Origin of the sequence: Microbispora catharanthi, assembly GCF_006334915.2 — a bacterium.
Classification (GTDB): Bacteria; Actinomycetota; Actinomycetes; order Streptosporangiales; family Streptosporangiaceae; genus Microbispora; species Microbispora catharanthi.
This window is the reverse complement of record NZ_VDMA02000017.1, coordinates 80572-93195: the sequence shown is the minus strand read 5'-3', so window position 1 is coordinate 93195 and position 12624 is coordinate 80572. Positions and strand designations below refer to the sequence as shown.

Here is a 12624-nt window from a genome sequence, read left to right as displayed (position 1 = left end):
GGGCGGCCGCGGCACACGCCGTGGCCGCCCTTCGCGTGAGGGCGCATCAGATCGCGTCGAGCGCCTGGGCGAAGTCGGCCCACAGGTCCTCGGCGTGCTCGATGCCCACCGCCACCCGGACCGTCCCCTCGCCGATGCCCGCCGCGGCCAGGCCCGCGGCGCTCACCGTACGGTGCGACGTCGTGGCCGGGTGGAGGATCAGCGTCTCCACGCCGCCGAGCGAGGGCGCGAGCAGCGCGAGCCGCACGTTGCGCATGAACGCCTCGCCGGCGGGACGCCCTCCGGCGAGGTCGAAGGAGAACACGCCGCCGAAGTCGGGCAGGAGCTTCGCCGCGAGTTCGTGCGACGGATGGGAGGGCAGGCCCGGCCAGTGGACCGCGGCCACGGCCGGATGCCCGGCGAGCCGCGTCGCGAGCACGCGGGCGTTGGCGCAATGGCGCTCCATCCGCAGGGGCAGCGTCTGCATCCCCCGCAGGGTCAGCCACGCGGCGAACGGGTCGGCCGTCGCGCCGAGCTCCACCGCGTACGACCACACCCTGCGGTACACGTCCTCAGAGGCGAACACCGCGATCCCGCCGACGACGTCGGTGTGCCCGGACAGATACTTGGTGACGGAGTGCACCACGATGTCCGCGCCGTGCTCGATGGGGCGGCACAGGACCGGCGAGGCGAAGGTGTTGTCGACCACGGTGAGGATCCCGGCCTCCCGCGCCGCCGCGCACATCCCCGGCAGGTCGGCCACCTGCGTCATCGGGTTGGCGATGGTCTCCAGATACAGCAGCTTCGTCGTGGGCCGCACGGCGGCGCGTACGGCCGCGGGGTCGTCCTCCGGCACGCGGGTGACCTCGACGCCGAAGCGCTCCGCCAGGTCGGCCAGCGTCTGCGCGGTGGCGCCGTACAGCGCCGACTGGGCGATCACGTGGTCGCCCGACTTCAGCAGGCCGAGCAGCACGGCGTTGATCGCGCCCATGCCCGAGCCGGCGGCCACGGCGGCCACGCCGCCCTCCAGGCCGGCGACCGCCTCCTCCAGCGCGCGCACGGTGGGGTTGGAGAGCCGGCCGTAGACGTACGCCCCGTCGGGCCGCCCCATGCCGTCGGCGAAGACGGCCGGATCGTCGAAGACGAATCCCGAGGTCTGGTAGATCGGCATGGAGATCGGCGTGCTGGCCTCAGGCATGGGCCGGGGCAGATGGACGACGCGCGTTTCCGGATGCAGGGAGCTCATGCCGTCCAGAATTACCCAGAAAAGCCGTTCTTGTCAGGTTGGCCACCCGACGACCGGTTACGCGGCGAGCGGAGAAGGCGTCCGGCGCCGCCGCACATGGTGAGGATGAGGGGATGGACGTCAGCTTCCTCCTCGTGCACAGCCCCTCCGTCGGTCCCTCGACCTGGACCCCCGTCGCCGAGATCCTGCGGGCGCGCGGGCACACCGCCGTGGTGCCGCGGTTGACCGACGTGACGGCCGGTCCGCCGCCCTACTGGCCGAGGGTGGTGAGCGAGGTGGCGGCGAGCGCGCCGCGCGGGCCGCTGGCCGTCGTGGCGCACAGCAACGCCGGACTGTTCGTGCCGCTGATCGCGCAGGCCCTCGCCGGGCAGGTCGCCGCATGCCTGTTCGTCGACGCCGCCCTGCCGCCGCGCAGGGGCGTGTGCCAGGCGGCGGAGCCGGAGCACCTCGCCTTCCTGCGCTCGCTCGCCGACGAGGCGGGCGTCCTGCCCCGCTGGACCGACTGGTGGCCCGAGGACGACGTCGCCGCCCTCCTGCCCGACCCGGTGGTCCGCCAGGTGGTCGTGGCCGAGCAGGCGCGGCTGCCCCTCGCGTACTACCTGGAGGAGATCCCGGTGCCCGCCCGCTGGGACCACCTCAGGAGCGGCTACCTGTGGTTCGCGGACATGTACGCCGCCCTCGCCCACGAGGCCGGGGAGCGCGGCTGGCCGGTCGCCCGCATCCCCGGCGAGCACCTGCACCAGCTCGTCGCGCCGGAGGCGGTGGCCGACTGGCTGCTCGCCAGCGTCACGTAGCCGCCCTGTGAGCGGGCGCCTCAGCAGGCGCGCTCAGCGGGCGCCGAGTGCGCGAGCGAGCCGGACGACGACGAGACGGTTCGGCACGCCGCTGTCCACCAGCCTGCCGTCGGGGCCGAAGTCGCCGAGGCCGAAGTCGTTGTCGTTGGCCAGCGCGATCGTGCGCGGGCCGAGCACCGCCAGCCCCTCGATCTTGCCGGGCAGCGACGGCACCAGCGCGTTCGGCTCCAGCACGAGCGACTTGGCGGGCAGCCCGAGGCCGGACGCGCCGGTCAGCGCCTCCAGGGACGGAGTGGTCTTCGGGTCGTCGTACGGCCCGCCGAGCAGGTTCGTCGCCTTCGCCAGGTCGATCGAGTACACCCGCGCGACGTTGTCCGTGCGCTCGTCCACGAGCAGGCGGTCCCGGCCGGCGTACGCCAGGCCGGAGATCTTCATCTCGCTCTGGTCGCCGTTCACCTTCGGATCGAAGGTCGTGGCGTCCTCGAACTGGTACGGATACTCCCCGGTCACCTTCCGGCCGCGCAGGTCGAAGGTGAGGATGCGCCCGAACCGCGACTTCTTCGCGGCTTTCTTGTCGGGGTTGGCCAGCGGGCTCTGCACGGCCAGGTACAGCGTGCGCTGGTCGGACGAGATCGCGAGGCCCTCGAAGCCGCGGTTCTGCTGGCGGCTCGCCAGGATCGCGGGCAGCGTCTCCTTCACCGGGTAGTCCGCGCCCGTCAGCCCGAGCCCCGCGGGGACGTGCCGCTCCAGCACCCGGCCGTCCGGCGACACCCGCACCAGCGACGGGCCGTACTCGTCGACCAGCCAGAAGTCGCCGTCGCGGGTGCGCACGAGGTCCTCGACGTCCAGCCCGCTCGGGTTGTACGGCAGAACCGTGCGGCCGTCCCAGGTGTAGGGCGTCTCGTCGTGCCCCGCCTGGTTCGACAGGCCGGTCACGGGCTTGCCGGAGGCGCCGACGATCGGGATGTACTGCTTGATCTCCGCCGTGCCGCCCGCGAGGGCGACCCGGACGATCGCCGGAGCGAACTCGGGCACCGGGAAGGTCCGGCGCTTCTCCCCGTCCACGGTCGGCTGGCCGTTCGGGCCGCGGTCGGTGACGAGCCAGAACTCCCCGGCCCGGCCGGCCGGGAACAGGCCGCTGCCGACGCCGCCGAGCCGCACGCCGCGGTCGTCCGCGATGGACGGCTGCACCTGCTTCAGCGCGGGGGCGGGGAGCGTGACGTCGGCGACGACGACGGGGCCCTTGGCCGGATCGGCGGCGGCCGTGCCGGTGGTGGTGAGGGTGAGCGCGGCGGCGATCGCCAGACCGGCGGAGACGTGACGTAGCACTGGAGACCTTTCAGACAGCGACGACAGCGCCCGAAGGTAGTGAACGACCACGTCTCCGACGTGACGATCAGATGAAGCGCGGATGGCTAGACGTCGGTCACCCGGATGCCGGCGTGGGCCTTGTATCGGCGGTTGATCGAGATCAGGTTCGCCGTGAACGCCTCGACCTGGTGGGCGCTGCGCAGCCGGCCCGCGTAGACGCCGCGCGCGCCGGGGATGCGGCCGGCGAGCGCGCGTACGACGTCGGTGGCCTCGCGGTCGTCGCCGAGCACGAGCACGTCGAGATCGATCTCTTCCACCGACGGGTCGAGCAGCAGCACCGCCGACACGTGGTGGAAGGCCGCGACCACCCGGCTGCCGGTCAGCACCGCCGCCGCCTGCTGCGCCGCGCTGCCCTCCTCAACGGGCAGCGCGTACGCCCCCTGCTTGTCGAAGCCGAGCGGGTTGACGCAGTCCACCACGATCTTCCCGGCGAGCGGTTCGCGCAGAGACTCCAGCAGTGCCTTGTGCCCCTCCCAGGGCACGGCGACGATCACGACGTCCGCCTCGGCCGCCACCTCGGCGTTCGCGGCCCCGCGAACGCCGATCTCGCGTGCCGCCTCCTGGGCGCGCTCGGCGCTGCGCGAGCCGATCAGCACGGTGTGCCCGGCCAGCGAGAACCGGCGGGCCAGTCCCTTGCCCTGGTCTCCGGTCCCGCCCAGGATGCCGATGGTCAGCGCGGAGACGTCGGGCAGATCTACGGAGGTGTGCTCAACCATGGGTCAGATCATGCCAGCAGGCGAGCGCCGCGACCTCTCCGGGGCGTCCCCGCCACGATGTCCGGTGATCGCGTTTCACATGTCCCATCGGCGATATCCGAGCACGACAACGGCCATGAGGGCGGCGGTCCAGGCCATGAGGAGCAGCGCACCGCGCACCGGTGTCACCGCGCCCGCGTCGCCGGCCGGCGGGAACCACATGGCGACTCCGGCACTGTCCGGGAGGTATTTCGCCGCGGAGACATGGTCGCGCAGGAGCGGCCCGGCGATGAAGAGATACCCCAGCAGGACGACGACCGCCGCGAGCGTCTGACGCGCGAGGGCGCCGACGGCCGCGCTGATCAGCGTCGTGAGCGCGAGATACGCGGTCACACCGCTCAGCGCCCCCGCGACACGACCCGAGGTCACGGGCGCGGCCGCGTCGCCGAGCACACCGGCCGCGAGCACGACCCCGGACGCAGCCGTGATCGCCGCCGCGGGGAGCACGACGATCGCCAGCGCGACGTGCTTGGCGGTGAACTGGAGGGCGCGACGGGGCATCGCGGTCAGCGTGGTGCGAATTTGCCCGCCGGTGTACTCGGAGCAGGCGGCCAGGACGCCGAGGACGACGAAACCGGCCTGCGCGTAGCCGATCGAGGCCAGTCCGATGTCAGGAGCGCTCCCGGTTCCGGTCGAACCCCGCAGACCGGCGATCGTGAACGCGATCGCGAGGATCAGATTCACTACGAGAGTGCCTCCGAGCGTGAGCCAGGTCGCCGGAAGAGACACGAGCTTCGACAGCTCCGCCGCGAGCGCGCGGGCTCCTTCCTGGCCACGGGTGCGAGTTGTCTGGGGGACCGTCATGCGTCCCTCCGCGTGAACGAGATCACGGCGATCACGAGCAGCACCGTCACCCAGATGGTCATCACCAGGCATCCGGTGAGCGGGCTGATCTCGGCGGTGCTGTCGGCGAGCTGCCGGATGAACATGCGGACTCCGGCCATGTCGGGTAGGTAATTCGCCAGGGGTGTGATCTTGGTCAGCAGGTAGGTGACGGAGACGACCGAGGTGTTCGCGATGAGCACCGCGAGCGGAACGACCCCGTGGCGGGTGAGCACGGTGATCGCGGAGGCGAGGAGCGCGGTGTACGCCCAGTAACAGACCACACCGGCCAGCCGTGGAACGTCGTCCGCTCCCCATGCAGGGGCGTGCTCGCCGAGCACCACCCGGACGACGCCCATGGTGGTCACCGTCGCGGTGATCGCGAGCAACGCGCCGCTGACTGCGATCGCGGACATCTTCGCAAGCAGGAATCGGAGGCGGGAGGGAACGACGGTCAGGCTGGTGGTGATCTGACGCCCGCCTCCGGATTCCGCGCTCTCGGTGACGTACTCGCCGCTGACACCGACGACGCCGAGAATGATCGCTCCGGCCACGCCGAAAGCCAGCTCCTGATAGCCGGTGTCGATCGCGGCATTCGCCTCGGTGCCTCGGGTGATCGCGCCGAGGGCCGAGGAGGCGGTGATCGCGGCGATCACGCCCGGCACGAGCACCCCGGCCGCCGCCGCGATCCACACCGCCGGCGACGAGGCGAGCTTCGAGGCCTCCGCCGCGAGCGCCTTCATGGGGCACCACCGGTGGTGAGGGCGAAGAACGCGTCCTCAAGGGTGCCGTAGGGGCCGGTGACCTCGTCGAGGGTGCCGTCCGCCACGACCTTGCCCTCGTTGACGACCACGACGTCGTCCACTGTCGCCGCGAGCTCCCCCATCAGATGGCTGGACAGCAGCACGGTCCGGCCGGACGCGGCGCGTTCGCGCAGGAGGGTCCTGATCCACCGGATGCCGTCCGGGTCAAGCCCGTTCACCGGCTCGTCCAGGACCAGAATCTCCGGGTCGCCGAGCAGCGCCGTCGCCAGCCCGAGGCGACGCCCCATGCCCAGGGAGTAACCGCCGACCCGCTTCGACGCGGCGTTCGTCAGGCCCACGATCTCGAGCACCTCGTCGACGCGCGCACGCGGCAATCCGGCGGAGCGGGCCACCCACCGCAGGTGCGCCCGGCCCGTCCGCGCCCGATGCGCGCCGGAGCCGTCCAACATGGCCCCGACCGTGGCGAGCGGGTCACGAAGTTTCACGAACGGGACGGAACCGATGAGCGCCGTGCCGGAGGTCGCCCGATCCAGGCCCAGCAGAATGCGCAGTGTGGAGCTTTTGCCCGCGCCGTTCGGGCCGAGGAGCCCGGTCACTCTTCCGGGGCGGGCCCGGAAGCTGACGCCGCTCAGAATCTTTGCGGAACCGCGCCGCTTGACGAGGTTGTCGATCGTAATCATGTCCACATGTGAACGCGGAGCATCACCTCCGGTCATCGGACCGACGACCGGACTCGGTTTCGCGGCTCAGACCCGGATCTCTCGGACCCTGGTCCGATGCGCCGTTGGGGGGCGCGTCCGTAGATTTGGAGCATGGGGGCCGACCAAGCACTTCCGAGACGCGGGCGGCGAGTCTGGCCACTGGCCATCGCCGCTCACGTCGTGCTGTTGCTCGTCCTTCTCACGGTCAGCCGCGGAGGTCTCGCCGCGGTCGTTCTCCCCGTCGTCATCGCCGCGCTGGCGTTGGCGGTCACCGTGTGGGCGGCGTTCCACGCGCGCCGGCAGCGGATCGCGTACGAAGCGCGGCTCACAGCGTGGGCCGGCGAACGCGCGGCGCAGGCCGAACGGCTCCGAATCGCGCGCGAGCTGCACGACATCGTCTCCCACGGCCTTGGTCTGATCACTGTACGGGCGAGCGCGGCACGCTATCCCGGCGCGGGGGACGACACCTCTGCGGCGCTGTCGGACATCGAGCGCATCGGGCGGCAGACCACGACGGAGCTACGCCGCATGCTCAAGGTGCTGCGTGATTCGACCGCTGTGGCCGTGCCTCTGCGGCCCGCCGAGTCCTTCCACGACCTGCCGGCCATCATCGAGGATGCCGAAAGGGCGGGCCCGGCCGTCACTCTCACGCTCGGCGAGATCGACGACGTCAGCTCCGGGGCACAACTCGCGGTCTGCTCCATCGTGCGCGAAGCCCTCACGAACACCGCTCGGCACGCAGGACCCACCAGCGCGAACGTGTACGTCCGTCGCGACGGCGACTGGATCGTCACAAGCGTCTGGGACGAGGGCCCCGTGGACGGATGGACCCCGCATCCGGGAGCCGGGCACGGAATCGAGGGGCTGAGGGAACGTGTCACCGCGATCGGCGGAACCTTCGACGCCGAGCACGTCGAGAACGGCTTTCGCGTCACCGCCCGTATCCCTGAGGCTGGAATGTCATGAATGACGGCGGAACCTCGATTCGCGTCGTCATCGCCGACGACCAGCCCTTGCTGCGCCACAGCCTCGCCGTCGTCATCAACGCCAATCACGACATGACGGTGGTCGGCGAGGCGGGCACCGGCGATGAGGTCGTCAGGCTCTGCGCCGAGCTGCGCCCCGACGTCGTGCTCATGGACATTCGGATGCCGGGCACCGACGGAATCGCGGCCACCCGCCGTGTCACGGCCGCCGCGGGAATCGGATCCGTGAAGGTCATCGTGCTCACGATGTTCGAGCTCGACGAGTACGTCCGCGCCGCCCTCCACGCCGGCGCCAGCGGCTTCCTCCTCAAGGATTCCCACCCCGACACGCTCCTTGACGCGATCCGCCGGACTCATCGGGGCGAATCGCCGTTCGCCCCGAAAGTCCTCACCCGCATGATCGAGGCCTACGTCGCCCAGCCACCACGCGCGAAGCCGGCGAGCCTGGACGCTCTCACCGCGCGGGAGACCGAGGTCCTCACCCTGGTCGGTCGCGGTCTCTCCAACGACGAGATCGCGGCGAGACTCACGATCTCGATCAAGACCGTCAAGACCCATATCGGCAACCTGCTGAGCAAACTCCAGGCACGAGATCGCGCACACCTCGTCATCGCGGCCTACGAGGGCGACCTCGTCCACTCGACTCGCTGAAGCGCGCGGGCGATCTTCTTCACGGCCACCGCCCGGCGGTTCCGCGGTCGCGGAGACCGCCGGCGGTGGTTTCCGGGGCGCTCAGCAGTTCGGGATCGCGGGGAGACCGGCGACGCGGGTGGCCAGCCACGCGACCGCCAGCGGGCCGCCCTCGACCGCGCCGAGCACGTGGCTGCCGGCCGGCAGGCTGGTCCACAGGACGTTCACGCCCTGAGCGCAGTACTCCTTCCGCAGGGTTCCGCCCACCTCGTAGGGGATGATCTCGTCGCCCTTGGCGTGGTAGAGGAACAACGGCACCCGCGGCGCGGACGCGCCGAGGCGGTTCTCGGCGAGGCGGGCCCGCCAGTCCGGCAGGTTCAGCACGTCGGCGGTGGTGAACTCCGCCAGCCGCCGCCCGCCGAATTCGGCCCGCAGGTCGCTCACGCAGTCGTCGCGGGCGTCGCCGAACAGCGCCGCGCCCTCGGGGGTCAGGTAGCTCTCCAGGTGCAGCTCGGGATAGGCGGCGTCCAGCCCGATGCCGGCGGCCGCGGCGAGCCCGAAGTCGCCGGTGCCGTCCAGGTGGTCGGCCACGGCCCGCAGGTCGGCCGGCACCCCGCCCGCCGCGACGCCCTTGAGCCGCAGCTCGGGCGCGTACGACGGCTGGAGCTGGGCCGCCCAGGCCGCCGACGACCCGCCCTGCGAGTAGCCCATGACCACGATGGGAGCGCTGCCGGACAGGTTCGCGCCCGGCACCCGCGTCGCCGCCCTGATCGAGTCGAGCACGGCGTGCCCCTGCGACAGGCCCGCCATGTAGGTGTGGTCGCCCGGCGTGCCGAGACCCTCGTAGTCGGTCACCGCGACGGCCCAGCCCTTGAGCAGCATCAGGCTCATGATGGCGAGCTCGGCCTCGGTGCCGCCCGCCATGGCGGCCGACGGGGCGCACTGGTCGCCCATGCCGTGCGTGCCTACGGCATACCCGGCGATGGGCCGCCTGCCGAGGGGATACGGGGAGTCGGGCACGAGCAGGGTGCCCGAGACGACGTTCGGCTCTCCGGTGGCGGAGGTGGACCGGTAGCGGAGGTGCCAGGCCTTCACCGGCACCTCCAGCAGCTTGCCGGGCACGAGGTAGACCGTCGTACGGCTCGCTTCGACGACGTCCCCGGCGGAGGTCGCGCGTGCGGTGCCGCCCAGTGCGGGCAGCAGGAGGAAAGCCCCGATCATGGACAGGGTGGCACGAACGCGAAGGTTCATGAAGCCGCCTTCCGGCTGTTGGATCACGTTCCAGGATCGGCGCCGTGGGCTGATCGTTACCTGACGGTAACGGTGTGTCAAGGACCCAATTGGCGGGACTTCACGCGCTCATGTCAGGCACCATGACGGTCATGGACGCCGCATCGGTGAACCTGTTGCGCGAGGTGCTCGCCTCCACCGGATGGCTCGAACGCACCCGGGAGCTCGGCCTGGCCCTGCGGGCCACCCGGTCGCCCGGGGGGCTCCTCGTCGTCGGCACCCCCGAGGACGAGCCGTGGCATGTCACCGCCCACCTCACGGACGAGGCCCGGCTGTCGGGGCTCGCCCAGCTCTCCCCCACGCTCGTCCGCTGGGCGCCGCCGCCGGGCGCGCCCGCCCATCTGCGGGTCGGGATGGAGCGCCTGCGAAGCGCCGGCAGGGGCGAGACGCTGTTCGTGGTCGCCGAGCAACGGGCCCCCGTGCCCCTGCTCGAGCGCGTGGACGACGCCCGCCGCACCGGCGCCACGATCCTCGCCATCGACGGCGGCGACCCCGAGCTGGAGTCCCTGGCCCACGACGCGATCGCCGTGCCGGCCGAGGGGGCCGTCCTGAGCTTCGACGCGGCGCAGCACCTGGTGAGCAGCGCGGCCGGGGAGGTGCGGCGGCTCGGCCTGCGAGAACGCCTCGCCCGCCTGGCCGAACGGATCACCGGCCCCCACGTGAGCGACTGAGGTCGGGCCGGGTTCCCGGTCCCTCAGCGCGTCTCAGGCGCCTGCGGGTGGGATGTTCTGGTTCAACGCGAAGACGTTGTCCGGATCCATACGCGCCTTGAGCCGGGTCAGACGGCTCCAGCTGCCGGGCAGATACGCCTCTCGGATCCGGCCGCCGCCCTCGTCGCCCAGGTGGTTGACGTAAGTGCCGTGGGCCCACGGCCGGGTGGAGTTCCACGTCTCGCTCACCCAATGGCGGTGCCGCTCGGGGTCCTCGGCCGGGTCCTCCCACGTGGCCGCGATCATCGTCATGTAGTCCGCCGACCGGTGACCGAAGGCCGTCGCCCCCGGGTCCCTGTCGGCGATGGCGCCCCCGAGACGGCGGAGCAGCACCTGGTTCAGGGGCGACGACGGGTGGGTGCCGTGGTGGGCGAGCGCGGCGACGGCCTCGTCCGGCAGGCCGTGGAGGAAGTCGGAACGCACGTACTGCTGCCGCCCGGGGACGTTCGCGTCGTCGAGCATCCGCTGCAGGCCGGCGTACCCGGTCACCCCGAAGGTGTCGACGAGCGGCCGTCCGAGGCCGCGCAGCGACGCGGTCAGCTCCTGACCTGTGCCGTGCGGGCCGAAGTAGGCGGCCGCGATGCCGACGACGGGCCTGCCGACGGCCTCGGCGGGCACGAAGGGCGCCGCAGGAGCGGACACCAGCGCCGCGACCAGGGACAGCTCGCGCGGCGCCCGCTCGCCGGCCTGATGGAAGGCGTGGAGGGCGTCGCGGGCGAGTTCTCCCGGATACATCACCATGCCCGCCCACGCGGGAGCGACCGGGTGAAGGCGGAAGGTGAACCGGGTGACGATGCCGAAGTTGCCGCCGCCGCCGCGCAGCCCCCACATCAGCTCGGGGTCGGTGTCGTCGTCGGCCGTCACGACGTCCCCGTCCGCGGTGACCAGCTCGACGCCGAGGAGGTTGTCCGCGGCGAGGCCGTGCAGCCGGGACAGCCAGCCGATGCCGCCGCCCAGCGTGAGGCCCGCCACTCCGGTGTCGGAGATCTCACCACCGGGTGTGGCGAGTCCCTCCGCCTGCGCCGCCGTGTCGAACTCCCGCCACAGGACCCCCGGGTCCACGTCCGCGAGGCGAGCCGCCGCGCGCACCGCGATGCCCTTCATCAGGCTGAGGTCGATCATCAGCCCGCCCTCGACCACCGAGTAGCCCGGAATGCTGTGGCCGCCGCCGCGCACCGCGATCGGGAGGTCGTGGCGGCGGGCGAAGACCACGGCGGCGGCCACGTCCGCCGTTGAGCGGCACCGGGCAATGAAGGCGGGCCTGCGGTCGATCGAGCCGTTCCAGATCCGCCGCACCGTGTCGTAGTCCGCGTGGCATGGGGTGAGCAGTTCGCCCTCGAAACCGTCGAGGGCGGGAGCGGGGACGCCGATGATCATGTCAGTTCTCCTGTCTGTCGCGGTGACGCGCCAAGACTGGAGCAGGGCGGTGCGCGGGCGGCATCCCTCAAGTGAGGGATGGTTCGGACGCGGCATCCGCGCCCATACTGGCGCCGTGAGAAGTGCGACAGTGCGGGACGTACGGGAGGCGGTGGCCGATCTGTCTCGCCGGGCGGACTCCCCGCTGGCGCTCGAGCGAGCGGTGGCCGCCCAGGTGACTCGAGTGGTTCCGGCCGATCTGTGGTGTGCGCTGACCATCGACCCGGACACGCACAACATCAGCGGCGGCTTCCACGACGAAGGACTGCCGTTCCGGTTGCTCGGCCGGTTGACCGAGATCGAGCAGCAGGAGACGGACCCGGACGTCCTGACCATGCGCGAGCTGGTCCGCAGCGGCGTGGTCGCACGCACCCTGACGCAGGCGACGGGTGGCGACCTCGAGCGCAGCCACCGCTTCCGCGACGTGCTGAGCCCGTCCGGCGTCAGGCACGAGGTCCGCATCGCCTTCCGGGCGCAGGACGGCCGGGTGTGGGGTGCGATGGTCCTGATGCGGGGCAGCGACGTCCCCGATTTCACGGCGCGGGAGCTCGGCGTCCTGCGCGGGATCAGCCACGTCGTCGCCGACGGGCTGCGCCGGGCCACCATGCTTTCCGAACGGCCGACGGCCGACCATGGCGGGCCCGGCCTGCTGCTGTGCAGGGTGGCGGCCACCGTCGTGGTCGATCACGTGTCGGCGTCCGCCCGGCGGCTGCTCGACGAGATCGACGACGGCCGCCTCGGCGATCTCCCGTACACGCTGGCGTCGCTGGTGCACGCGGCGCACCGGCGCAGCGTTTCCGGCGCCCCGCATCGCGTCCGGATGCGCGTCCGGACCGGACGGTGGCTGACCGCGCACGCCGAGCGTCTCGGAGAGGATTCGGTCTCCGTCATCCTGGAGGCCACGCGCCCGCACGAGATCATGGAGCTGCTCGCCGACGCCTACCGGCTCACCGCCAGGGAACGGCAGATCGCCGCGCTGGCCGGGCGGGGGCTCACCAACAAGGAGATCGGCTCGATCCTCTTCCTGTCGGCGTTCACCGTGCAGGACCACCTCAAGGCCGTCTTCACCAAGACCGGCGCCCGGAGCCGGTCCGAACTCGCCGCCCTCCTGCACGGGCACCCTGCGACGCCACCGGAGTGACCGACGCGCCTCCGCCATG

Annotated in this window: 13 protein-coding genes; 5 read left to right on the top strand and 8 right to left on the bottom strand. The window is 71.9% G+C overall.

Annotated elements, in window-relative coordinates; translation table 11 throughout:
• Window positions 1-46 precede the first annotated feature (46 nt).
• Window positions 47-1225: a trans-sulfuration enzyme family protein gene (locus FH610_RS28650; RefSeq protein ID WP_139578137.1), complete on the bottom strand. Its 1179-nt coding sequence runs from the start codon at window positions 1223-1225 to the stop codon at window positions 47-49.
• A gap of 113 nt (window positions 1226-1338) precedes the next feature.
• On the opposite strand from FH610_RS28650, the gene FH610_RS28645 reads away from it, so the two are divergent.
• On the top strand, window positions 1339-2019 hold the full coding sequence (locus tag FH610_RS28645) for an alpha/beta hydrolase (RefSeq protein ID WP_139578136.1): 681 nt from the start codon (window positions 1339-1341) through the stop codon (window positions 2017-2019).
• A 33-nt stretch (window positions 2020-2052) separates the two neighbouring features.
• Here the strand turns inward: FH610_RS28645 and FH610_RS28640 are convergent, their stop codons facing one another.
• The 5 genes from FH610_RS28640 to FH610_RS28620 form a co-directional block, all read right to left on the bottom strand.
• Window positions 2053-3348, bottom strand: coding sequence for an esterase-like activity of phytase family protein (locus FH610_RS28640; protein WP_240809249.1), 1296 nt, complete (start codon window positions 3346-3348; stop codon window positions 2053-2055).
• 86 nt (window positions 3349-3434) lie between these two features.
• Window positions 3435-4106, bottom strand: a complete 672-nt coding sequence (npdG, locus tag FH610_RS28635) for an NADPH-dependent F420 reductase (protein WP_139578135.1) — start codon at window positions 4104-4106, stop codon at window positions 3435-3437.
• 75 nt (window positions 4107-4181) lie between these two features.
• Complete coding sequence (locus FH610_RS28630; RefSeq protein WP_139578134.1) at window positions 4182-4949, bottom strand: ABC transporter permease; 768 nt, start codon at window positions 4947-4949, stop codon at window positions 4182-4184.
• Window positions 4946-5710, bottom strand: a complete 765-nt coding sequence (locus FH610_RS28625; protein ID WP_139578133.1) for an ABC transporter permease — start codon at window positions 5708-5710, stop codon at window positions 4946-4948. The genes FH610_RS28630 and FH610_RS28625 overlap by 4 nt, the downstream gene beginning before the upstream one ends.
• Window positions 5707-6411 carry an ABC transporter ATP-binding protein gene (locus FH610_RS28620; RefSeq protein WP_139578132.1) on the bottom strand — a complete coding sequence of 235 codons (705 nt, stop codon included), beginning with the start codon at window positions 6409-6411 and terminating at the stop codon, window positions 5707-5709. Before FH610_RS28620 ends, FH610_RS28625 begins: the two co-directional genes overlap by 4 nt.
• A gap of 132 nt (window positions 6412-6543) precedes the next feature.
• Between FH610_RS28620 and FH610_RS28615 the strand changes: the two genes are divergently transcribed.
• Entirely contained in the window at window positions 6544-7398 is an 855-nt protein-coding gene (locus FH610_RS28615) for a sensor histidine kinase (protein WP_139578131.1), read from the top strand.
• Window positions 7395-8069 (top strand): response regulator, encoded by a 675-nt coding sequence (locus FH610_RS28610; protein ID WP_139578130.1) that lies wholly within the window; start codon window positions 7395-7397, stop codon window positions 8067-8069. The genes FH610_RS28615 and FH610_RS28610 overlap by 4 nt, the downstream gene beginning before the upstream one ends.
• A gap of 81 nt (window positions 8070-8150) precedes the next feature.
• Here the strand turns inward: FH610_RS28610 and FH610_RS28605 are convergent, their stop codons facing one another.
• Entirely contained in the window at window positions 8151-9299 is a 1149-nt protein-coding gene (locus tag FH610_RS28605; protein ID WP_205826138.1) for a lipase family protein, read from the bottom strand.
• Between the two features lie 131 nt (window positions 9300-9430).
• Between FH610_RS28605 and FH610_RS28600 the strand changes: the two genes are divergently transcribed.
• Window positions 9431-10009 carry a hypothetical protein gene (locus FH610_RS28600; protein ID WP_182897376.1) on the top strand — a complete coding sequence of 193 codons (579 nt, stop codon included), beginning with the start codon at window positions 9431-9433 and terminating at the stop codon, window positions 10007-10009.
• 33 nt (window positions 10010-10042) lie between these two features.
• Here FH610_RS28600 and FH610_RS28595 read toward each other — a convergent pair whose 3' ends face one another.
• Window positions 10043-11425: an FAD-binding oxidoreductase gene (locus FH610_RS28595; protein WP_161628100.1), complete on the bottom strand. Its 1383-nt coding sequence runs from the start codon at window positions 11423-11425 to the stop codon at window positions 10043-10045.
• A 115-nt stretch (window positions 11426-11540) separates the two neighbouring features.
• On the opposite strand from FH610_RS28595, the gene FH610_RS28590 reads away from it, so the two are divergent.
• Window positions 11541-12605 (top strand): helix-turn-helix transcriptional regulator, encoded by a 1065-nt coding sequence (locus tag FH610_RS28590; RefSeq protein WP_161628099.1) that lies wholly within the window; start codon window positions 11541-11543, stop codon window positions 12603-12605.
• Window positions 12606-12624: the final 19 nt, after the last annotated feature.